Annotated in this window: 15 protein-coding genes and 1 pseudogene; 7 read left to right on the top strand and 9 right to left on the bottom strand. The window is 71.0% G+C overall.

The genetic code is table 11. From position 1 onward, the window contains the following. Positions 1–59: 59 nt before the first annotated feature. Together F4X11_00290 and F4X11_00285 are read right to left on the bottom strand one after the other, a co-directional pair. On the bottom strand, positions 60–1,868 hold the full coding sequence (locus tag F4X11_00290) for a PQQ-binding-like beta-propeller repeat protein (protein ID MYN63464.1): 1,809 nt from the start codon (positions 1,866–1,868) through the stop codon (positions 60–62). A gap of 37 nt (positions 1,869–1,905) precedes the next feature. After that, complete coding sequence (locus F4X11_00285; GenBank protein ID MYN63463.1) at positions 1,906–4,461, bottom strand: hypothetical protein; 2,556 nt, start codon at positions 4,459–4,461, stop codon at positions 1,906–1,908. A 223-nt stretch (positions 4,462–4,684) separates the two neighbouring features. Here F4X11_00285 and F4X11_00280 point away from each other — a divergent pair, with 223 nt between their 5' ends. Then, on the top strand, positions 4,685–5,443 hold the full coding sequence (locus F4X11_00280) for an SDR family oxidoreductase (protein MYN63462.1): 759 nt from the start codon (positions 4,685–4,687) through the stop codon (positions 5,441–5,443). Positions 5,444–5,610: 167 nt separating this feature from the next. Continuing rightward, positions 5,611–6,294 (top strand): hypothetical protein, encoded by a 684-nt coding sequence (locus F4X11_00275; GenBank protein MYN63461.1) that lies wholly within the window; start codon positions 5,611–5,613, stop codon positions 6,292–6,294. A gap of 76 nt (positions 6,295–6,370) precedes the next feature. On the opposite strand, the gene F4X11_00270 is transcribed toward F4X11_00275, so the two are convergent. The 6 genes from F4X11_00270 to pyk all read right to left on the bottom strand — a co-directional run bounded on the left by F4X11_00270 (position 6,371) and on the right by pyk (position 15,297). Continuing rightward, positions 6,371–6,832 (bottom strand): GyrI-like domain-containing protein, encoded by a 462-nt coding sequence (locus F4X11_00270; GenBank protein MYN63460.1) that lies wholly within the window; start codon positions 6,830–6,832, stop codon positions 6,371–6,373. A 103-nt stretch (positions 6,833–6,935) separates the two neighbouring features. Then, positions 6,936–7,709 carry a hypothetical protein gene (locus F4X11_00265; protein MYN63459.1) on the bottom strand — a complete coding sequence of 258 codons (774 nt, stop codon included), beginning with the start codon at positions 7,707–7,709 and terminating at the stop codon, positions 6,936–6,938. Between the two features lie 177 nt (positions 7,710–7,886). Then, positions 7,887–9,755 carry a hypothetical protein gene (locus tag F4X11_00260; GenBank protein ID MYN63458.1) on the bottom strand — a complete coding sequence of 623 codons (1,869 nt, stop codon included), beginning with the start codon at positions 9,753–9,755 and terminating at the stop codon, positions 7,887–7,889. Between the two features lie 77 nt (positions 9,756–9,832). Continuing rightward, complete coding sequence (locus tag F4X11_00255; GenBank protein ID MYN63457.1) at positions 9,833–11,245, bottom strand: DUF1552 domain-containing protein; 1,413 nt, start codon at positions 11,243–11,245, stop codon at positions 9,833–9,835. Between the two features lie 72 nt (positions 11,246–11,317). Then, positions 11,318–13,756 carry a DUF1592 domain-containing protein gene (locus F4X11_00250; protein MYN63456.1) on the bottom strand — a complete coding sequence of 813 codons (2,439 nt, stop codon included), beginning with the start codon at positions 13,754–13,756 and terminating at the stop codon, positions 11,318–11,320. Between the two features lie 143 nt (positions 13,757–13,899). Then, positions 13,900–15,297 carry a pyruvate kinase gene (gene pyk / locus F4X11_00245; GenBank protein MYN63455.1) on the bottom strand — a complete coding sequence of 466 codons (1,398 nt, stop codon included), beginning with the start codon at positions 15,295–15,297 and terminating at the stop codon, positions 13,900–13,902. Here pyk and F4X11_00240 point away from each other — a divergent pair. From F4X11_00240 to F4X11_00230, 3 genes are all read left to right on the top strand, one after another. Beyond that, a complete protein-coding gene (locus F4X11_00240) occupies positions 15,200–15,730 on the top strand; it encodes a cupin domain-containing protein (GenBank protein ID MYN63454.1) in 531 nt (176 codons plus the stop codon). The genes pyk and F4X11_00240 overlap by 98 nt on opposite strands. Before the next feature lie 223 nt (positions 15,731–15,953). After that, complete coding sequence (locus F4X11_00235; protein MYN63453.1) at positions 15,954–16,289, top strand: PadR family transcriptional regulator; 336 nt, start codon at positions 15,954–15,956, stop codon at positions 16,287–16,289. Positions 16,290–16,294: 5 nt separating this feature from the next. After that, positions 16,295–18,940, top strand: a complete 2,646-nt coding sequence (locus tag F4X11_00230) for an FtsX-like permease family protein (GenBank protein ID MYN63452.1) — start codon at positions 16,295–16,297, stop codon at positions 18,938–18,940. A 129-nt stretch (positions 18,941–19,069) separates the two neighbouring features. Here F4X11_00230 and F4X11_00225 read toward each other — a convergent pair whose 3' ends face one another. Then, positions 19,070–20,641: a long-chain-fatty-acid--CoA ligase gene (locus tag F4X11_00225; GenBank protein MYN63451.1), complete on the bottom strand. Its 1,572-nt coding sequence runs from the start codon at positions 20,639–20,641 to the stop codon at positions 19,070–19,072. 138 nt (positions 20,642–20,779) lie between these two features. Here F4X11_00225 and F4X11_00220 point away from each other — a divergent pair, with 138 nt between their 5' ends. After that, positions 20,780–22,231, top strand: coding sequence for an aminoacyl-histidine dipeptidase (locus F4X11_00220; protein MYN63450.1), 1,452 nt, complete (start codon positions 20,780–20,782; stop codon positions 22,229–22,231). 12 nt (positions 22,232–22,243) lie between these two features. Then, positions 22,244–22,335 (top strand): annotated as a pseudogene (locus F4X11_00215) (transporter).

Raw genomic sequence — 22,335 nt, 5'->3', positions numbered from 1 at the left:
GGGTGCGCGCTCGAGCACCGCCATCGTAGCACCCTTGGCGAACAAGCGGCGTGCCGGTTTCAGGGAGCCGGCAGGGCGAATACGAACAGGTTGTTCCCCGCGCTCGGCCGCAGCTCCGGCGTCAGCCCCGTGAAGTGCGACGACGTCCCCCCCGAGCCGGTGCTCACCGCAACGAACTGGCGCCCGTCGACCGCATAGGTGATCGGGAACCCCGTCACGGCCGACCCCAGGTTGATCTCCCACAGGATCTCGCCCGTCTCCTGGTCGAAGGCCCGGAACCGGCCGTTGACGTCGCCGCCGAAGACGAGCCCGCCGCCCGTGGCCACGAGCGACATCGTCGCCGCGCGCTGCTCGTGGAGCCACAGCGTGGCCCCGGTCTCGGCAGAGATCGCCCGCACCGTGCCCGCGTTCTCGTTGCCCGGCGCGAGCTGGTGGCGGTAGGCGATGGCGTACAGCTCCGAGCGGCTTTCGTTGCGCTCGGCCGGCGGCGCGTCCTCGGGGAAGACGCGCGTCGCCATCATGCGCGCGCAGGTGTTCCGCAGGGGCATGTACATCGTGTTGGTCAGCGGGCTGTAGGCGCCGGCCTCCCAGTCCTTGCCGCCGTTCCAGGTCGGGCACGCGAAGACCTGCTGCCCGACCGCGGTGAAGGTGACCTCGGCGTTCTCGGTCACCGCGCCGGACGCCCCGTCGATGCCGCTGATGACGTTCTGGGCCACCGTCGGCGTCGCCCACAGGAACTCGCCCGTGGCCCGGTCGAGGGTGTAGACGACCCCGGTCTTGCCGGGGATGCCGGTGACGACCCGGCGCGTCTCGCCCGCCTGCAGCCGCGGGTTGATCCAGCTCACCTGCGAGGGGTCGGGGGCCACCGCGGTGTCGACGAGGATGCGCTCGAAGGGATGGTCGAGGTCCCAGTGGTCGTTCAGGTGCTGGTAGTACCAGCGGATTTCGCCCGTGCCGGCGTCCAGCGCCAGCGTCGAATTGTGGTAGAGGTGCTGGAGGTCGACCCCGCCGAGCATGAACTTGGGGGCCGGCGAGGTGACCGAGGTCCCCACGTAGATGAGGTCCAGCGCCGGGTCGTAGCTGGGGACCATCCACGCGCCGACGTGCGAGCGCTCCTCGAACGGCACGCTGCCCCAGCTCTCGTCCCCCGGCTCGCCCGGCCCCGGAATGAGCCGCCGCCGCCACACCTCGGCCCCCGTCAACGCGTCGTGCGCGACGACCACGCACGCCTCGGGCCCGCCCCGCGGCAGGCAGCTCCGGCCCGAGACGGCCTTCCCGTCCGCGATGATCGGTCCCGCGCCCTGCATCGCCGCATGCTCGCGGTAGTCGAGGACCTGCGTCTCCCACACCATCTCGCCGGTCTCGGCGTCTAGGGCGAAGACGTGGGTGTCGACGCTCGTGTCGATGATGAGCCGGTCGTAGATGGCGATGTTGCGATTGTTGGTCGTGAGGTTGCCCAGCAGGTATTCGCGAACGTCGTCCGGCACGTCGCGCCGATGCTCCCAGATCAGGTCGCCGGTCACCGCGTCGATGGCCTGGATGACGTCGTTGGGGTTGGGCATGTAGAGCACCCCGCGGTAGGCGAGCGGCGTGCCCGACTGGAACCCCGCGGTGAGCCCCCGCGTCCAGACCATGCGCAGGTCGCCCACGTTGTCGCGATCGATCTGATCGAGCGGGCTGTAGCCCCACCCGTCGGTCGTGCGCCGCCACGTCAGCCAGTCGCCGTCGGCCGGCTGCTGCAGCATGGCGTCGGTGACCGGCGTGAAGTCGCTCTCGGGCTGCGCGTGGGCCGGCGCCGCGCCGGACGCCAGTGACAGAACGACGACCACGGCCGAAGGGACGCGCGTCGATGCGGAACGGGCTTTCATCTGCGACTCCTGTTCTCTGCGACCACGACCACGCCGTTCAGAGCGCCCCGAGCGCGCGCCGCTGGCGTTCCAGGCGGGAGGCGCGCTCGCGTGCGAAGCGGGCGATGCCCCGGAAGATCGACTCCTCGTCGAGCTGCGCCTCGGCGATGACGTCCGGCTCGGTACCCCCGCTCCGCCAGCGGTCGTCGAAGTCGGCGTAGAGCGAGTACTCCTCCGTCAAGGCGCCGAGATTCGGGATCGGCGGCACCCGCTTGGTCATCGTGCTGACCACCATGCAGTCGTAGCGCGACGCGTCGGGCAGCAGCTTCTCCCGGTACGCCGTCGGCTGGACGGCAAACAACTCCGTGCTGATGACGGACACGATGCGCACGTTGAGGCCCTCGGCCTCCAGGCGCGGAACGACGTTGACCAGGTTCTTCGTCGAGCTGGATCCCTGCACGAAGACCGTGCCCATCGGCGGCGCGCCGGGGTCGTGGTCGCGGATCAGGTAGAGGCCCTTCGCCGCGGCTCTCAAGTCGCTGTCGGCGAAGGTCGATCGATCCGTCACCTCGAAGTCCGGCCGCGCGACGTGGATGACGATGATGCCGATCTCCTTGACCGCCAGCGCCCGCTGGACCGCCGCGAAGTAGCCGGGAGCCACGTCGTTGTAGTCCCAGAAGTAGAGGTTGACGACCTGCCCGCGCGGCAGCAGCGTCCACACCTGCGGTGCGAAGATCCCGAAGTGGGTGCGCGCGTCGGCGGCGGTCTCCGGGCCCGAGTGGCCGGCCAGCACGTGCAGGACCCCGAGCTGGAACGGGCTGTCCTGGTTCATCTGCGAGAAAACCCGGGCGGGGGTGTACATCAGCGGCGTGAACGCGCCGTAGGTGCCCGAGATCCCCCAGACCCCGGCGTAGCCCTCGGGATCGGTCGACGCGTTCTGGCTGACCAGCCCGATGATGGTCGACGCGTTGCCGGCTTCCTGTATGGCCGCCTTGAGGCGCGTGCCGAACGGGTTGTCGACCGGGTCGTAATGGCCGAACAGGTTGGCCTTCTCGACGTTGATCGAACCGGACAGATCGGCCGCCATCGTCATGAAGCGCCCGCCGGTGACGTAGTTCAACCAGGCGCCGATCTCGCTGACCGCCCGCCGCGGCCCCTTCTTCTCGCCCGGCTCGAGGAACAGGGAAATCCGTCGCTCGACGTCCTCGCCGGTGTGCGGATTGCGCGCCGCCACGTCCAGCGGCTCGGTCGGCAGGTTCTCCACCTCGAGGCGCTCGTCGAGAAACGGGTTCGCGGCCGGGTCGATGCCCAGCGACAGCGACCGGTCGACCGTCCCCGCGATGTCGAGCAGCCGCTCGGCGATCCAGGCGCGCAGCCCCGGCCGGCGCTCCATCACCGACATCACCGCGTCGACGTTGGTCTTGAACTCGATCAGGCGTTCCGCCTCGGTCGCCGGCACCCCGTCGCGAATGCCCTCGAAACGCACCTCGTAGGCGTGCTCGAACGTCTCGGCCAGCCCGACGAAGTAGTCGCTGTTCATCTTGAACGCGTAGGGGTGGGACGGGTAGCCGACGATCTGCTCGCGCCCGTTGATCCGCCCGTCGCGGACCGCCGGCCACCAGCCCTTGACCGTCGGGCCGACCAGGACCATCGGCCGGCGGTCGTCGGCCGGCCACTCCTCCATCGCCTTGAGCGCGGCGAGGACCTGATCGAAGTCGTTCCCGTTCTCGACCGTGAAGACGTTCCAGCCCCACGACACCCACTGCTGCGCGATGTCGTAGTCCCTGTAGCGCGGCTTGACCACGCCGCCGATCAGGCTGTCGTCGATCCCCGCGTTGTTCTGGGAGACGAGCACCCGCAGACGCTTGCCGACCTGCTGAGCCAGGGCGATGTTCTTCAGTTCCTGCGCATGCCCCTCGGTCAGCGCGAACTCCCCTTCGAGCGCGACCACCTTCATCCCCGGCGGCGCCCCGACGTAGTCCCAGAACAGCGCCTTCCCGGCCGCCGTCGCGATGCCGATGCCTGAAGGACCGCCGTTGACGTCGTTCGTCGCGTCGGTGGACTCCGCATGCCCCGACAGCGCGCGGATCCCGCGGCCCCTGGCATCCGCGAACAGGGGATCATCGGCCAAGCCGTTGTCGGCCAGCAGCGTCGACAGCGCGCCGGCCCCCCGCCGGAAACCCAGCGCGTCGATCGGCAACATCGCCACCTGCGGATCGCAGGCGAAGCGGTCGTCGCCCGTCGCCTCGCGCTGCCGCCGCAACGCCTCGTACAGGATGATCCACAGGGCGTAGCAGGTCGGGATGCAGTGTCCCCCGGCCAGCATGAACTTGTCGGCGTAGGCGAACTTCGGCTCACGCAGGTCGTAGCGCAGCCCGCCCAGGGCCGGGCCGGCCAGGTGGCAGGCCACGTTGTAGGGCGTGTAGGCCAACGGGCCGCCGAAGTGCCCGGTCTGGGCGTAGTTGCCCATCAGGCACAGGCTCATGGCAGTCATGAACGCGACGTCGTCGAACCGCTCCCGGTCGTAGTCGGGCAACTCGATTGGAAGGGCCTCGAGCCGGTCCGCCGCCGAGACGGTGTGGAGCGTGACAGCCTGCGAAACGTGTGTGGTCATGGGCGTGCGATCCCGAAGCCGGCTTCGGATCGGCCGGGCAGGGATTGCATACTACACGCGCGCGGCGGCGGTGTCAGCCCGCGGCGCGGCGGAGAAGCCCCCCGGCCGGACCCGGGGGCGGCGAAGCCTCACGCTTCCCTGCCCGAACCGCACCCCGGCACCGCGTCGGCGGCATCACCCCGCGACCCGGCGGCGCGGGCGCACGAACGGAGGCAGTCGAGACATGGACTTCAGCGGCAAGACCGTGCTGGTGACCGGGGCATCTCGCGGCATCGGGCGCGCCGTCGCCCGGCAGTTCGCCGGACGCGGCGCGCGGGTGGGCGTCCACTGCCGTCAGGGCCGGGCGGCGGCCGAAGCGACGCTTGCGGCGCTGCCCGGGGGACCGCATGTGATCGTACAGGCCGATATCGCCGACGCCGGCGCCGTCGAGCGGATGGTCGATGCGGTCGTCGACGGTCTGGGCCGCATCGACGTGCTGGTGAACAACGCGGGGATCTACGAGGCGCACCCGCCGGCCGACTGCTCCTACGAGCACTGGCAGGCGAGTTGGCGGCGCACGCTGGAGACGAACCTCCTCGGCGCGGCCAACGCCTCCTGGTGCGCCGCCCGGCACATGATCCGGCAGGGCGGCGGCCGTATCGTCAACGTCTCCTCCCGCGGCGCGTTCCGCGGCGAGCCCGACGCCCCCGCCTACGGCGCCAGCAAGGCGGGCATGAACGCGATGAGCCAGTCGCTCGCGCTCGCGCTGGCTCCGCACGGCATCTTCGTCGGGGCGGTCGCGCCCGGGTTCGTCACCACCGATCGGGTGGCCTGGCGCCTGGACGGCTCCGAGGGGGACGACATCCGCGGGCAGAGCCCGCTCGGGCGGGTGGCGACGCCGGACGAGGTGGCCTACGCGGCGGCGTTCCTGGCATCCGAGGGAGCGGAGTTCACGACCGGCACGATCATCGACGTCAACGGGGCGTCGTACCTGCGGTCGTGAACGCAGGCTCCTCGGAAGAGCAACGCGACTGCACCGGTCACGCGCAGCGGTCGATACAAGGCGTGATGTTCCAACCGCGGAAAGGCAACCTTCCCGGTCGGCGGCCGCGCTCGGCGCTTCGCCCGATGATGGCGCGCGCAGCGCGCGCGGCTCCGACCGCTATCCCGATGGCGATTTCCATCGCCCTGGCCGCGTGCGGGCCGGCCCGGATGGGCGCACCCGTGCCGCGGCCGTTTCCCTCGCCGTCGGCGCCCGCGGTCGACGCGGCGCCCGAGGCCCACCCGGCCCCGGCAGCGGCCGCACCGGCCGGCGGCGCCGACTTCCCCCTGTATCTCGCCATGCTGGAGGAGGTCGAGACCGGCGGCGATTGCCTCGCCAGACCACCCGGCGGCTCGGCCATCGGCTGCTACCAGATGACCCACGCGGCGCTGCGGGACGTCGGGTTCAAGAACGCCTCCGGCGACTGGCTGGACAACGCCTGGGGCGTCGACTCGGACGACGAGTTCCAGAGAAACCGCCGCGCGCAGCGTGCGGCCATGCTGCGCTATACGACGAACAACTGGCTGCAGGTGGCGCCATGCGTGAAGGACCTGATCGGCAGGACGGTCGGCGGCGTCGTCCTCGACCAGGCGGCCCTCGTATCCGGCGCGCACCTGCTGGGCGCATCCGGCCTGGTCCGCTTCGTCCGTTGCGGGCTGCGGGCGCGCTGCGTCTCGCCGGAGGCGGCCGCGTCGAACGGCGGCAGCCGCCGTCTCCGCGCGAACGCCGTTCGGCGCATGCGGGCCGCCTATGGACTGCGCGTGCTGGCCTCGACGGCCGACTCCGGCTCGCGGTGCAGACTGTCGGGTTGACGGACCAATCCTCGTCGAAGCGCGGCGGCGACCGCTCCCGCGGGCAACGAATCGACGCCGGGGCGCATCGACGTCCTCAGCGCACCGGAAAGAAGATATCGGTACGCCACTTCGACTGGTCCGGCTCCGCGCCGGGGTCGGTGGCGTAGACCTCCCAGGGTGCTCCCGCGGCCTCGAGGCCTTGCGACTTCATCCACTCCGTCAGTGCGCTCCAGGTTTGACCAAGACTGTCGTACGGCCCCCTGTGGGTCACGGTGGCCGCGTTTCCGGCGGGAAGCTCGCACGCCTTGATGCGGTCCGTGCCGGCCAGCGGCACGGCAACGGGAATCGCGCACTCGACGTCGACGGTGCCGCCCTCCATCGAGTGGTAGATCGCGAGGGGCATCCCTGCCGGCTTCTGCCCGTTCTGCAGGATGTACCCGTGCACCTCTCCGAACAGGGGGCCCATCGTCTGCGCCAGCTTGTCCATTCCGGTCGTCGACCGAATGCCCAGAATGGGCTGTGCGTCGAGTCGCTTCGTCCCGAACTCCAGCTTCATCGATCCGTTCTCCTGTTTTCTTGCTCGGCCACGGCCGGCTCCGGCCCGCGGCCCGCACCGCGACCGCGCGAATCGGACGCCGCGCGGTCGATCACGTGTCCGCTCAGGGCTGGTCTTCCGCCTCGACCTCCGGCCGAAGGCTCGCGTCGGGCAGGTACCGCACGATCCACTGCTCGGTCCGGCGCACGACTCCCGAGAGCTTACCCATGACCTCCTGGGCTCCCTGCGCACCGAGGGCGCGGGCCAGCGGCGACCCCTGGTCGAGCGCGGCGAAGCTGTCGACGTGGAAGAAGTGGACGTAGCCGCTCTCGCCGCCGAAGGTGAGGGCGCCGGAGGTGTGGTGCATCTCCGCTTCCTCGAAGTGCGGCAGCACGTCCTCCGCCATCACGCGCAGGTAGTCCTGCTCGCGGCCGGCGGCGACCGAAACCACCTGGACGATCGTCAGCGACGGCGCCGCGTCGTCCGGGAGCGGGTTGTCGATTCCCGGCGTGGTGCGCAACGCGTAGGTGGCGCGGCTGGTGATGGCGCGCCGGATGCGGCTGATGATGGCGGCGCGCGCGGGATCGGCGTCGCCTGCGCGGTCGAAGCGCGCGAAGTTGTCGAGCGGGCTCATGACGATGAACCGGTAGGTGTCGCCGAAGACGGCGGTGCGGCTGACGTTGCGCCAGGGCACGCCGGCGTCCCGATCGAGTGCCGAAAGCTCGCGCTGCGCGGCCAGGAACTCGTCCACGCGGCCGGGATCGACCCCGACGATGGTCATCTCGATCCAGGGCGGCGTCTCCTGCCCCGCAACCGGTCCGGAGATGACGCCGGCCAGCAGGACCGCCGGAACCACCCGGTGTCCCCACGCTCTCGCTCGAATCGGTCCTCGCCGCATGTCGCCAAGTATCACACGAATGCCGGACCGCAGGACGCGGCCGACGCCGCAGGGAAGAATCGCCGTGTGGGGGATGTAGTCGGATCCGCGACTATTCCGGATCCGACCACCGGGCATCCCACTCGTGCCGCGGAACGACACGACTTCGACTCCGTCGCCCGCCGTACATGGGCGACCTCAGCACGACACGCAGTTGTGGTTGTTCTTCGAGCCGAGGCTCTCCAGCAACGCCACGGTCTCCGGTATCGGAGACACCCGCTGCACCGGGCCGTTGGCCATGTCGGCCGTGGTCTGGCCGCGGCGGCTGACCGCGATGACGTCGCCCCCCTGCTCGACCAGATAGAGGATGAGCTCGTCGTCGCCGCGCGCCGCGGCATGGTGGATGGCGTTGTAGCCGTTGTGGTCCCGCTGGTTGACGTCGGCGCCCAGTTCGACCAGGTACTCGACCGTCGCCAGCCAGGCGTCCGGTGCATGCCGGTGGGCGTTGCCGGCGAAGCCCTCGCCGTAGCCCACTCCGGAAGCGGCGTGGAGCGGATAAACGCCCGGGTCGCCCGCCTTGTACGGCGGCAGCCCGGACGGATCGGGCCCCATCGTCGTCAGGTCGGTGGCCACCCACAGGCCGGGCGCGGCCGGCAGCGATGCGAACGGATCGGGGCCGTCTTCGTTCTGCGCGGTGGTGCCGCCCCGGGCGCGGCGCGGCGGCGGCGCCTTCGTCGGGATGTGCGGGTCCGCGCCGTTTTCCACGAGCAGGCGCATCGCCGGCAGATCGGTCGCGTAGGCGGCCCGCCAGAAGGCAGTGGAGCCTTCGGTGTCCACGAGGCCGCAGTTCCGGTTGCCGCACCCGCTGTAGACCATGTACCAGGGATGGCGCGTCAGCCGGGCGTTCGGGTCGGCGCCCGCGTCGAGCAGCGCCAGCATGACGTCCAGGTAGGTCGCCTGCTGGAAGCCGTGCTGCTGCGGCTGCGGAAACCGGGTCCGCGGCTGCCATTCCGCGTTGACCGTCGCCCACAGAGGCGTCACCCCGTTGAGATTGGACGCCTGGTTGGGATCGGCGCCCCGCTCGATGAGCATCAGGGCCAAGTCGAACTGTGCGTTGATCGCCGCCATCAGCAGCGGGCTGGTCCCGTCGCCCGCCGATACCCGGTCGACATCGGCCCCGCCGTCCAACAGCGCCGTCGCCGCACTCCCGTACCCCTGCCGCACCGCGTGCAGCAGCGCCGTCAGGCCGCCCTGGGTCTCGATGGCGGGCGGCCGCGCGTCGGGGTCTTCCTCGGCCTCCGGCACGTCCCCGTTCAGGTAACGCTCGCGCCCGGCCAATACGGCGGCCTGAATCTGGCTCGGCGTCGCCTGGACGTCTCCCGCCTCGAACGCCTCCATCACGCTCCGCTGCCGCCGCTGGGCCTCCCCGGCGAGACGCCGGTCCGCGACGAGGTCGACCGTCCTGGAGGTGACGTCGGGAGCGGCGCCACGCGCAAGCAACGTGCGGATGGCGTCGACGCGGTCGCGGGCCGCGGCGAACATGAGCGGGGTCTGGCCCCACGCCGCCTCCCGGGCGTCGACGTCGGCCCCGTGGTCGAGCAGGGCGGTGAGCGCGGCGACGTTGCCCGCGGCGGCCGCAAGATGCACCGGGGTCACGCCGCTGGTGCTCGTCGAGGCGCTCGCATCCGCCCCGGCCACCAGCAGCAGCTCGGCCACCTCGGCATGGCCCGCGGTGCTCGCCACGTGCAGCGGCGTGTACAGACCGATGCGGGTCACCGCGTCCACGGTGGCGCCGGCGTGCATCAGCGCCTCGGCCATCGCCGCATCACCCCGATCGGCGGCCCAGTGCAGGGCCGACATGCCGTCGCCGTGGGCGGCGTTGGCATCCTCGCCGCTGGCCAGCAACGACCGCACCGCCGCGAGGTCGCCCGAGCGCGCGGCGTCGGCTACCGGCGTGGCGGTGGGTGCGGCCGAGACTGCGATGCCAAGTGCCCACACCACTGCAGTCACCAGCAGCGGCGCGACGCCCGCGACGCCCGCTCGACTCGAAGTCGGTGTCACGTCCACCGTTTCTCCCCTTCCATCGGCTCACGCGGCAACGCCGCCTGCGTCGGCACCTTCCCGGCGCGTACCCCTGGATGCCCTCAGATGGCGTCCGCGGCGACCGGCGCATGCAGCGCGAACGTTCCGCTGCTGTCGCCGAACCGATCCATCTCCAACCCCAGCGACTGCATCAGCGTGAGCATGGCGTTCGCCATCGGCGTCCCGTCCGCCGCCTTCAGGTGCAGGTTGCCGGTCAGGTGGCCGTTGGCTCCGCCGAGCAGGATCAGCGGGCAGCGCCGGTGGTTGTGGATGTTGGCGTCGGCCATCGGCGAGCCCCAGATGATCGCCGTCTTGTCGAGCAGCGACGCGTCCCCCTCCATGGTGTCCCGCATCTTCTCGAGGAAGTACGGGAGCTGGCCGACGCGGTACTGGCAGATCTGGTTGAAGACCATGATCCGCTCTTCGTTGTTCCCATGGTGCGAGGAGGGATGGAACGGGCGGTTGGTGCCGCTCTCGGGGAACACGCGGTTCTGCGCGTCGCGGCCGGTCTTGAACGAGATCACCCGTGTCATGTCCGTCTCCATGGCCAGCACCTGGAGATCGAACATGAGCTGCATGTGCTCGGTGAACGAGTCGGGCACGCCGCGCGGCGCATCGGGCAGCTCCCGGGTCTCGCCGCCGTCATTGCGTCCCTCGACCATCTGGATGCGGCGCTCGACCTCGCGAACATCGTCGAGGTAGCGGTCCATCCGGCGCCGGTCCACCGTGCCGAGCTCCTTGCGGACCTCGGCCACGTCGTTGAGGATCCAGTCCAGTATGCTGCGCCGCGTCGCCCGCCGCTCGGCCCGCTCCTCGGGCGTGCCCCCCGCGCCGAACAGCATCTCGAAAGCCACGCGCGGGTCGCGGATCATCGGCAGCGGCTCGCTCGGCGACGACCAGCTTATGGAATCCGTGTAGGCGCAGGAGTAGTTGTAGGTGCAGCCGCCGGCCTGGTCGAGGTTCTCGATGCACAACTGCATCGACGGCATCGGCGTCGACTGGCCGAAGCGGCGGGCGTAGAGCTGGTCGAGCGACGTGCCGACCCACAGGTCCGAGCCCTGCGTCTGCTTCGGATGCGACTGGGTCAGGAAGACCGCGGACGACCGGAAGTGGTCGCCGCCGATCTCCGGCGGGCTGAACGCCTCGGCCATGCGCACGTCGGTGTTGCTGACGATGGTGAGGCGGTCGCGGAACGGCTCCAGCGACTTCAGCGCGTTGTCGTCGAGCAGCTCGAAGTCGGCTCCCACCGTGGCGGGCGCGAACAGGTGCCGGCCCGCCCCCCACTCGTTGCAGCCGGGCAGGCCGTGAACCTCCTCGATGCAGACCAGGCGCGTGACGTCCGCGGTGGCCGCCGCGACGGCGCGGCCGAGCCGGCCCGCCGGGGCCATCGCATCGAGGAACGGCAGCGCCACGGTGGCCCCCATTCCGCGCAGGAACGTCCGGCGAGGCAGGTGCTTTCCGGTAATGAACGACATGGTCTCTCCTCTGCCCGTACCCAGTTCAGCGTCGTCCGCGTGCACGGTTGCTGCCGCGCAGACTGCCGGCGCTCAGTCGCCCCGCTTGCGCTGGAACGCGTCGCTTCTCACAACGCCCATGATGAACGACGCCATCCGGTGGTCGTCCGCCTCGGCCGCCCGCGTGATGGCGCGGACGGTCGGCTGATCGAAGTGCTCGACCCGCCGGCCGGTGGCGAAGGCCAGCAGATTCTCCGTGAACGTGCGCACGAGCGGGAGGGGCCGCGCCAGCAGCGCGTCGACCAGCTCGCTCGGCGACGTCACCGGCGTGCCGTCATAGTAGTCGCCGCGCGTGTCGAGCGGAACCCCGTTCTCGCGCAGGCGCCACCTCGCGGTGACGTCGAAGTTGTCGAGGGCCAGACCGATGGGGTCGATGAGCCGGTGACACGAGCTGCAGCTCGGGTTCGACCGGTGCGCCTCCATCCGCTCGCGGGTCGTCAGGCGCCGCCCGTCCAGAACTTCCGCGGTGTCCTCCAGCGCCGGAATGTCGGGCGGTGGCGGCGGCGGCGGCGTGCCCAGCAGGACCTCCATCACCCACTTGCCCCGCAACACCGGCGAGGTGCGGTTGGCGAGCGACGTGAGGACGAGCATGCTGCCGTGGCCCAGGATCCCGCGGCGCGTGTCGTCGGGATACGCGACCCGCCGGAAGCGGCGCCCCGCCACGCCGGGGATGCCGTAATGGCGCGCGAGGCGCTCGTCGGCGAACGTGTAGTCCGCCCGGTAGAGATCGAGGAGGCTCCGGTTCTCCCGCACCAGGTTGGCGAAGAACAGCTCCGTCTCGCGGCGCATCGCCCGCGCGAGGTTCTCGTCGTAGTTCGGGAAGAAGTTCGGGTCGGGCCGAACCTTGTCCATGTCCTGCAGCCGGAACCACTGCGCGGCGAACCGGCGGCCGAGCGCCGCCGAGCGCGGGTCGGCGAGCATGCGCAGCGCCTGCCGGTCCAGCTCGTCCGGCGTCAGAAACCCCTCGTCGGCAAGCGCCTGCAACTCGTCATCCGGCGGGGTCCCCCACAGGAAGAACGAGAGCCGGGACGCCAGATCGACATCGGCCAGGCGATAGCCCCGCTCCGGCGCATCCACCGGCTCGCGCTCGAGGCGCAGCACGAAGTGGGGGCTCGCCAGCAACGCCTCGAGTCCCGTCCGCACGCCGGCCTCGAAACCACCGGCCGCCGCGCCTGCGTCGAAGAAGCCGAGCAGGTCGTCCACCTCGCCGTCGGTCAGGCTCCGCCGATAGGCCTCGCGGCCCAGCCGGGCGAGGATGCGCCGCGCACAAGGGACCGCCTCGTCGGGCGCGGTCGGGCGGCAGGAGAAGATGCGCCGCCGGCTCGGCGTGTCGGACAGTCCGGTCGCGTTGTAGGGGCCGCTGACGATGACGTCGCGCACGTGCGGCAGCGTCGTGATGCCCGCCCCGCCCGAGCCGCCCCCGGCGAAGGACCAGTCGTGGGGGCGGATCAAATCCTCGTAGGGCCCGTCGTGCCGCCGGATGAACGCCGCCGCCAACCGGTGCGTCCCGGCCCGCACGAATATCGGCGGGGTCGCGGTGCTGACGCCGCCCCGGCCGTCCGCGTCGACCTGCCGGTCGGTGTTGTAGTGCAGCAGCGCCACCCGCTCGCCGTCGATCGAAACGTCGACGTCCTCGACGCGCGTGTTGGCGCCGGAGGTGAACGTCAGCCCGAAGATGTACTCGGCGTCGGCCGGGAACACGTGATCGACCACCAGGCCGCCGCGCGTCCCGTAGGGCGCTCCCTCGACGTGGTCCCAGGGGTGCTGCGACACGTACTCCGAGTTCGTGTAGGTGTGATCGACGGCCCGGCCGCTGCGCTCGCCGACCGCGAGCCGGCTGATGGCGCTCGCCGCGTTCAGGTACGCCTCGAGCAGCGTGGCCGACAGGGTCTGCGCGTCGGCGATGTTGTCGAAGTTGGCGCTCACCGGATCCAGCGGCAGCCAGTCGCCGGCGTCGACCTCCAGGTCCAGCAGATCGCGGATGGCCTGCGCGTACTCCGCGCGGTTGAGGCGCTGGAAGGGCCGGCTGCCCGGATCCGGGGCCAGCGCGGCGGCGGCGTCGAGGCGGCGCTCCAGGGTCTCGGCCAGATTCAGCAACGCCGCGGCGTCCGGCCGCCGGGGCCCGGGCGGCGGCATCATGCCGGCCCGCAGCTTGCGGACCATCCGCTCGGCGATATCGGCGTGCTCGACCGCGTCCCGGACGTCGAATCGCTCCAGGGACAGGTTGCCGCGCAACGTGCGGTCGTTGTGGCACGTCCTGCAGGTGCCCTGGACGACCCGGTTCGCCTCGGCGTCGGCCCGCGCGGTCTGCGCGACGCCCGCCGCCGATCCCTGCCCGGCGCCTGCCGCGCGGGCCGCGGCCGACGCCGGCACGGCGGCCGGGCCGGGTTCCGCGGGCGTCGCCCCGAGCGGGGCGCCGGCCATTGCCAGCACAACGCAGAATCCAACGGTGACGGCGGCTCGGGCCTTCATCTACTTCCCACTCAGCGGTACAGGCTCGGCATGCACGTATGGCACGTATCAGTTTGCCCCGTCCGCCGCCGGGATTCAAGACCCGATCGGGGCCCGCCTCGGAACACCGCGAGCGGATTCACCGCCGGCCCCGATCCAGCTTCTCAGAATCGCTGCAGCTCGACGAAGTTCGCATCCTCGACCTCCAGGTCCGAATGCACGCGCGCGATCACCACCGCGTCGCCGGCCTTGACGATCCCACGGCGCACCAGCTCCGGCTTCAACTCTCCCTGCACGAGGCGGTCGGCCGCCGCCACCAGCGGCGACACGCTCCGATGCAGCGCCAGTTGGCGGGCCACGGCGTCGTCGGCAGTCACCCCGTGTATCGGAATCGACGGTCGCAGGGCGGCGAGCAGTCGCGCCGTCGCGCCGCTCCCGGTGACCGCCACGATGGACGTGGCGCCCGCCGCGGCGGCCAGCGTCACCGCCGCATCGCACAGCGCACGGTCGTGCCGGTCGCCGATGGCGCCCGGGATCACCCGGTCCGGCTGCATCGATTCCGCGTCGCGCAACACGGCGTCGAGGGTCTGCACGACGAGCACCGGGTACTCGCCGGCCGCCGTCTCCCCGGCGAGCATGATGGCGTCCACCCCGTCGTCCACGGCGTTGGCAGCATCGCTCACCTCCGCCCGCGTGGGCCGCGGCGCGTGCCGCATGGTCTCGAAGACCTGGGTGGCCACGATGACCGGCACCCCGGCGTCCCGCGCCCGCCGGGTCAGGCTCTTCTGGACGCGCGGCACGCGCTCGAGCGGGATCTCCAACCCGAGGTCGCCGCGCGCCACCATCACCGCGTCGGAGACGGCGAGGATGTCGTCGAACCGCTCGATGGCCTGAGGCCTCTCGATCTTCGCCACCAGGCCGACACCGTCCCCGCCGTGCGCCCAGGTCATCGCGCGGGCCTTCCGCAGATCGTCCGCGCTCTGGACGAAGCTGACCCCGAGGAAGTCGACGCCCATCGCCACGCCGGCCTCGATCTCGTCCATGTCGACGTCGGTGACGGCCGACAGGGGCAGCTCGACGCCCGGCGCGTTGATGCCCTTGCGGGACGTGAGCAGTCCGCCGTGCTCCACCTCGGCCACGATCTCCGTCCCGTCGCTGGAGACTGCCCGCAGCAGAATCTGCCCGTCGTCGATCAGCAGCGTCTCGCCGCCCCGCACCGCGGCCGCGAGCGGCTCGCAGGTGGTGGACACACGCTCGGCATCCCCCGGGAAATCGCCGACCGCGATCCGCAGGCGCGCGCCCGCCTCGAGCTGCACGCCGTCGGGATCGGCCAGTTGCCCGATGCGAATCTTCGGACCGGCGAGATCCTGCAGGACGCCGACGATGCGGCCCGCCTGCGCGGCGCGGCGGCGCACCAGGTCCACCATGCGCCGCCGGTCGTCGCGCGTGCCGTGGGAGGAGTTGATGCGGAACACGTCGACGCCGGCCGCGAGCAGGGCGTCCACCGTGGCTTCGGATGCCGAAGCCGGTCCGAGGGTGGCGACGATCTTCGTGTGGCGCAGGACGTGTCTCCTTTCGAGCCGGCTACATCATGACACGCGCACTGCACGACCCGCCGCCCGCCGCGATACACTCTCGCTTGCCAGTAGCGGAGGCGGACCGACCATGCAGCATCCCATGCCCATCGACCCACGCGACCACGCCGTCTACAGATCCGACAAGATGGGAAAGGCGACCCTCTTCCGATCCGACCGGGTGATGGTGGGCCTCAACGCATTCGAGCCCGGCCAGGAGCACAAGCTCCACGCCCACGCCGGGATGGACAAGGTCTACCACGTCCTCGAAGGCGAGGGACTGTTCCTGCTCGAGGGCCGGGAGGCGCCGATGCGGGCCGGCGCCCTGCTCATTGCCCCGGAGGGCGCGCCGCACGGGATCCGCAACACCGGCACCGGACGGTTGCTGGTGCTCGCGGTCCTGGCGCCGGCGCCAGCATGATCCGGAGCGAACCCCGCCGAATTCCGTGGCTGCGAGTTGCTGTCGCACCCACCTCGATTCGCGCCGTCCGAGGCTGACGACGATGGGCTCGCACGGGCAGCGTCGTACGCCGCAGCGCTTCACCGATCCGTTCGAAAACTCGCCCGGGAAGCTCCCTGCCAGCTTCTATTGACATTCTGAAGAAGATGCGACAGAATCCTCCAGAATCACAAAAGGAGCTTCCGTGCCGCCCGACCGAACCGACGTACTCCAGGGCACGCTCGACCTGCTGGTGCTGCGCGCCCTGGCCATCGAGCCGATGCACGGCTGGGGCTTGGCCCAGCGGATCGAGCAGATGTCGGGCGACGTGTTCGCGATTCAGCAGGGCACGCTGTACCCCGCCCTGCAGCGGATGAAGCGCAGGGGCTGGATCGACTCGGCCTGGCGCGTGACCGAGAACAACCGCCGAGCGCGCTACTACGGGCTCACCCCGCTCGGCCGCCGGCAGCTCGATGCCGAACGCGCGCAGTGGGAGCGTACCGCCGGCGCCGTCAACGGCGTGCTGAACTGGGCCGAGTGAGAGGCATGCTCACCGAATCGCTGCGACGACTCCGGAGCCTCGTGCGCGGGGGACGCGAGGACGCCGAGACGGAACAGGAGCTTCGTTTCCACCTGGAGATGGAGACGGAGAAGAACCGCGCCGCCGGCATGGACGCCCGCGAGGCGCGCCGCCGGGCGCACCTGCGGCTCGGCGGGGTGGCCGCGATCCGGGAGGCGGTGCGGGACGCACGCGGCGTGCGGCCACTGGCGGACGCGATTCGGGACATCGGACTGGCCATGCGGTCGCTGCGGCGCAAACCGCTCTTCACGGCGGTGACGGTGGCGACGCTGGGCCTCGGCATCGGCGCCACGACCGCGGTCTACTCGTTCGTCGACGGCATCCTGCTCTCGCCGCTTCCCTACCGGCAGCCCGACCGGCTGATGATGGTGCAGCTCGTCATCCCCGAGTTCGCGGACCGGTTCCCGGTATTCTCGGTCAATGCACGATCGATCGACGCGTGGCAGCACGCGTGCGAGGCGACCTGCCGGGAGTTGGCAGGGTTGCAGCCCACCGATGCGGTCGTCACCGGGGCCGGCGCTCCCGAGCCGCTCAGCGGGGCGCGCGTCTCGCCCGGATTCTTCGAGTTGTTGGGGATCGAGCCGCTGCTCGGCCGCGTGTTCCGCACCGGCGACGGCGAAGCCGGCAACGCCCGCGTCGCGGTGCTGACCCACGGTTTGTGGCAGCGCCGTTACGGCGGCGATCCGGCCGTGCTCGGCCGCAGGATCACCCTCGACGATCGGTCTATCGAGGTCGTTGGCGTCCTGCCGGCCTCGTTCCGATTTCCACGGTTCGGGGAACTGGCGCCCATCGAGGGTTTGCCGGGCCGGCCGGAGTTCTTCGAACCGCTCATCTGGTCGGAGGCCCAGCTCCGATCACCGGGCGAGTTCGATTATCTGGTGTTCCTGCGCCTGCCGCCGGACGTGACCGCGACGCAGGCAACGGTCGAACTGAAGGGCATTCTGGACGGCGTATACGAGACGGCTTCGATCCACCCGCGGGTAAGAATGCAACCGCTGGCGGATCAGGTCGTCAGTGCTGCGCGCGGCCCGCTCTGGCTCCTGCTGGCCGCCGTCGTCGCGGTGCTGTTGGTGGCGTGCGCGAACGTGTCGAACCTGTTGGGCGCGCGCTGGCTGGAACGCCGCCGCGACCTGGCCCTCCGGGGAGCGCTGGGCGCGCCGCCGCGCGACGCCGTGCTGCGCGCATTGCGCGAGAGTCTGCTGCTCGCCCTGGCCGGCGGACTCGGCGGCGTGCTGATTGCTCACGGCGCGCTCCGCGCCCTGGTCACGGCGGCGCCGGTCGACCTGCCGCGGCTCGACGAGGTGACCGTCGACGGCGCGGTGCTAGCCACGTCGTTCGGCGTGACGCTCGCCTGCGGCGTGCTGTGCGCGCTCGCACCCGCATGGCACGCGGGCCGCGTCGCTCCGCTGGAAACGCTGACCGTGCGCGACGCCGTCTCCCAGCGATGCGGGGCGGTGTCGGGCCTGCTCATCGGACTCCAGGCGGCCTTCGGTGCGGGTCTGCTGGTCGTGACCGGACTCTTGCTCGTCAGCTTCGTACGCGTGATGCAGATCGACCGTGGATTCGACGTCGATCGCATCGTCGCCGCCGACGTGCAACTCTCGCGCCTTCGATACCCGGACGCCGACGACGTGGCAGCCGTCTACGCCGAGGTCCTGCGCCGGCTCGAGAACATACCCGCGGCGCGCGCGGTCGGACTCGTGCAACGCCTCCCGATGGAGGGGCACGCATTCGTCGACTTCCTGGCCCGGATGGACGACACGCGCCCGCTCGAGGAGCGGCCGCTCGGAAGCTATCGAATCGTGAACCCGGACTATCTGCGAGCGATGGGCATCGCCGTCACTCGCGGCCGCATGTTCACCGAGGACGACCGAACGCGCCGGCCCGTCGTGATCAGCCAGCACGCGGCGCGGACGCTGTGGTCCGTCGAGGACCCGATCGGGCGGCTCGTCCAGCGCGGAGACGGTGAGGCGCTCGAAGTCGTCGGCGTGGTCGCGGATGCGCGTGTGGTCGACCTGGAGACCGACGCCGGGCCCGTTGCCTACCTCCCGTACTGGGACGCGCCCCGGAGACGAGCTACGGTCGTGGTGCGTACCGAGACCGATCCGCTCGCCGTGGTCACGGCAGTCGTCGAGGCAGTGAAGTCCGTCGACCCCGCATTGCCAGTCCACAACGTCCGCACGATGGGCCAGGTGCTATCGGACGCCGTCGCCGGGCGCCGTTTCCAGGTCGTTCTGACCGTAGGCTTCGCGCTGGCGGGACTGCTGCTCGTCGGACTCGGCGTCTACGGCGTGGTGGCGGCCGCCGTCGAGCGGCGGCGCACCGAAATCGCGGTCCGTCTGGCGCTCGGCGCCACCACCCGGCGCGTGTTCGGGATGGCGCTCGAACATGGGATGCGCCCCGTCATCGGCGGAGCGATCGTTGGTCTGGGCGCCGCCGTGGCGGCCGGCCGGGCGATGGCGGGGCTCCTCTACGAAGTGGCGCCGTACGACTGGACCGTGCTCGCGGGAGCGGCGCTGTTCATCCTCGGTGTAGCCGCCGCCGCCTGTCTTGCGCCGGCGACCCGGGCCGTCAGCACTCCGCCCGGGATGCTGCTCCAATCCGACCAGTAGTCGCACGCCTGCGTCATGCGGCATGTTGGAGGGCCACGTTCGCATTCCTTCGATGGTCGCGAAGCAGACAGTCGGTATGGTGCCGTTCTCCGGCGCAGAATGGCGCGGACTCGGTAGCGCCTTTCGGTGCTACTGCCTGCCGATCGCCGTCCGGCCCTGCCGCAGCACGTACTTCTGGATCTTGCCGGTCGCGGTCTTGGGCAACTGGTCGACGAACGTGAAACGGCGCGGCGCCTTGAAGTGCGCCATGTTGTCTCGCGCGTAGGCGGCGAGCTCCTCGGCGGCGGCCGACGCCCCGTCGTTCAGGACCACGAAGGCATGCGGCGTCTCGCCCCAGCGCTCGTCGGGCACGCCGACGACGGCGATCTCGCAGATGGCCGGGTGGCGCATCATCACGCCCTCGACCTCGACCGAGGAGATGTTCTCGCCGCCGCTGATGATGACGTCCTTGAAGCGATCGCGGATCTCCACGTAGCCGTCCGGATGGACCACCGCGGCGTCGCCGCTGTGGAACCAGCCGCCGCGCATCGCCTTCGCCGTCGCCTCCGGATCGTTGTAGTAGCCGGCGGTGACCACGTTGCCGCGCACCACGATCTCGCCGAGGGTCTGCGCGTCCCGCGGAACCTCGTTGCCGTCGTCGTCGACGACGCGCAGCTCGCCGGACGTGATCAGCTCGACCCCCTGCCGCGCCTTGACGGTGGCCCGCTCGTCGGCCGGGAGATCACGGTGCTCCGGACGGGGCTCGCAGACGGTGATGAACGGCGCGGTCTCGGTCAGTCCGTAGACGTGGATCAGCTCCCACCCGAACTCGCCCTCGAGCCGCTGGATGGTCGCTGCCGCCGGGGGCGCCCCGGCGGTCATCACGTTGACGCCGCCCCGGACCTCGCCCCGGGCGTCGGCGGGCGCGTTCGCCAGCATGATCAACACGGTCGGGGCCGCGCACATGTGCGTGACCGACTCGTCGCGCATCAGCCGGAACGCCAGCGCCGGATCCACCGCCCGCAGGCAGACGTGCGCCCCGCCGACCGCGGTCACGACCCAGGTGAAGGTCCAGCCGTTGGCGTGGAACATCGGCAGCGTCCACAGATACCGCGTCCCGCAGCTCATGGGCCAGTGGACGAGGGTGCCGACCACGTTCGCCCAGGCGTTCCGGTGCGTGATCATCACGCCCTTGGGGCGCGACGTCGTGCCGCTCGTGTAGTTGATGGTCAGCAGGTCGCTCTCGTCCACCTCGGCCGCCTCGAAGACCGGCTCCTCGGCACCGAGCAGCGCCTCGTAGTCGAGCCATCCGGCGCGCGCGCCCTCCAGCGCTACCAGATGCTCGCCCCCCGGGCAGTCCGCGCGGACGCTGTCGACCGCATCCAGGTAGTCCGCGTGTGCGCACACCACCTTCGCGCCGCTGTGGCCGATGATGTAGGCGATCTCGTCGGGCGTCAGCCGGAAGTTGATGGGCACCAGCACGGCGCCGATCTGCGGCACGGCGTAGAACGACTCGAGCTGCGCGTGTGTGTTCGGCGCGACATAGGCGACCCGGTCGCCCTTGCGGACGCCCAGCTTCTGCAGGGCCGCGGACCAACGGTCGCAACGCGCGAAGAACTCGGCGTAGGTGAACCGGTGCGATCCATCGATCACCGCCTCGCGATCCCCGTACAGGCTGCGGGCGCGGCGCTGAAACTCCAGCGGCGTGAGCGGCGTCTCCACGATGGCCCCGGATGATACCATGCAGGATTGAGCATCCTGCCGCTCGTCGGGCCGTGGGGCACGCCACCCTGCGGAGTGAAGTGAAGCGCGCCTGCGGACCCGAACCGGCCCGCCGGGCGCAGATTGCGGAGACATGCCATGACGTTCGTTTCAGCGCTCGAACCGAAGCCGGTGTGGAGCCACTTCGACACCATCCTGACCATTCCGCGCGCCTCCAAGGACGAGGAGCGGATGCGGCGGCACGTCATCGCGGCGGCAGGGGCCGCCGGATGCGACCATGTGGTCGACGACGCCGGCAACGTGGTGGTGCGCAAGGCGGCTACCGCGGGGCATGAAGGAGCGCCGGTCACCATCCTGCAGTCGCACCTCGACATGGTGCAGGAGAAGAACGCCGACGTGGCCTTCGACTTCGGGACCGACGCCATCGTCCCGCGGCGGGAGGGGGCGCATCTCTACGCCACCGGCACCACGCTCGGCTCCGACAACGGGATCGGCGTCGCGGCCATGCTCGCCGTGATGGATTCCACCGACCTCGCACACGGACCGCTGGAACTGCTGTTCACGATCGACGAGGAGACGGGGCTCACCGGCGCCGCGCAGCTCGACGCGAGCCTGCTGTCCGGACGCCGGCTGATCAACCTCGACTCCGAGGAGGAGGGCATCCTGTACGTCGGCTGCGCGGGCGGCGGCGACATGCGGCTCTCCCTCGGCGTGACGGCGGCCGGCACCGGCGGCGGCGACCGGGCGTTGACGGTGGCGCTGCGCGGGCTGAAGGGCGGCCACTCCGGCTGCGAGATCCACCTGCAGCGCGGCAACGCGGTCTGCCTGCTGGCCCGCGCCCTCTGGGCGGCCCACGCCGGCGCGCCGTTCCGCCTCGCCCGCCTAGAAGGAGGCAGCGCCCACAACGCCATCCCGCGCGAGGCGTTCGCGACCATCGTGGCCGCAGCGTCGGACGTCGACTCGATCGCCTCGGCCATGCGAGCCGAGTTCGAGTCGTTCCGGGAGGAGTATCGGCCCGCGGACCCGGGCATGACCCTGGACATCGGCGACGCCGCGGCCGCGAGCCGGGCCTGGGAAGCCGATGCCACGGCCACCGTGCTGCGGCTCATCTCCAGCCTCCCGCACGGCGTCGAGGCGATGAGCTACGACATACCCGGCCTCGTGGAGACGAGCAACAACGTCGCCACGGTGAAGGGCGCCAACGGCTCTCTCGTCATCACCACCAGCTCGCGCTCATCGGTGGACGCGGAGCTCGACGCCCTGCGCCGCCGCATTCGCGCGACCGGAGAGCTCGCCGGCGCGAACGTGGACGTGCGCCCCGCCTACCCGGGCTGGAAGCCGAACATGGAGTCCGAGGTGCTCGAGGTCGTCAAGCAGGTTCACGCCCGGGAGCTGGGAAAGGAACCGAAGGTCGCGGCGATTCACGCCGGACTGGAGTGCGGCATCATCGGCAAGAAGATTCCCGGCATGGACATGATCTCGTTCGGCCCGGTCATCGAGGCGCCCCACTCGCCCGACGAACGGGTCCATATCGACTCGGTGGGGCGCTTCTACCGGTTGCTGACCGCCACGCTCGCCGAGCTGGCGTAACCGGTCGTGGGGGGGGGGGGCGGGGGCGGGGGGGGCCCGGCCCCCCCACCCCCCCCCCGGGGCACGCCGGCGTCGGGGGCCCCCCCCCGCGGGGGGGCGGCCCC

Source organism: Acidobacteriota bacterium (genome assembly GCA_009861545.1).
Classification (GTDB): Bacteria; Acidobacteriota; Vicinamibacteria; order Vicinamibacterales; family UBA8438; genus WTFV01.
Note: the sequence above shows the minus strand (reverse complement) of the source record. Positions and strands in the feature narration are given on the sequence as shown.

Coding starts and splice junctions, on each gene's coding strand:
- F4X11_00290 (MYN63464.1), bottom strand. CDS start 1,868: ATGAAAGCCCGTTCCGCATCGACGCGCGTCCCTTCGGCCGTGGTCGTC.
- F4X11_00285 (MYN63463.1), bottom strand. CDS start 4,461: ATGACCACACACGTTTCGCAGGCTGTCACGCTCCACACCGTCTCGGCG.
- F4X11_00280 (MYN63462.1), top strand. CDS start 4,685: ATGGACTTCAGCGGCAAGACCGTGCTGGTGACCGGGGCATCTCGCGGC.
- F4X11_00275 (MYN63461.1), top strand. CDS start 5,611: ATGGCGATTTCCATCGCCCTGGCCGCGTGCGGGCCGGCCCGGATGGGC.
- F4X11_00270 (MYN63460.1), bottom strand. CDS start 6,832: ATGAAGCTGGAGTTCGGGACGAAGCGACTCGACGCACAGCCCATTCTG.
- F4X11_00265 (MYN63459.1), bottom strand. CDS start 7,709: ATGCGGCGAGGACCGATTCGAGCGAGAGCGTGGGGACACCGGGTGGTT.
- F4X11_00255 (MYN63457.1), bottom strand. CDS start 11,245: ATGTCGTTCATTACCGGAAAGCACCTGCCTCGCCGGACGTTCCTGCGC.
- F4X11_00250 (MYN63456.1), bottom strand. CDS start 13,756: ATGAAGGCCCGAGCCGCCGTCACCGTTGGATTCTGCGTTGTGCTGGCA.
- F4X11_00240 (MYN63454.1), top strand. CDS start 15,200: ATGCGGAACACGTCGACGCCGGCCGCGAGCAGGGCGTCCACCGTGGCT.
- F4X11_00230 (MYN63452.1), top strand. CDS start 16,295: ATGCTCACCGAATCGCTGCGACGACTCCGGAGCCTCGTGCGCGGGGGA.
- F4X11_00220 (MYN63450.1), top strand. CDS start 20,780: ATGACGTTCGTTTCAGCGCTCGAACCGAAGCCGGTGTGGAGCCACTTC.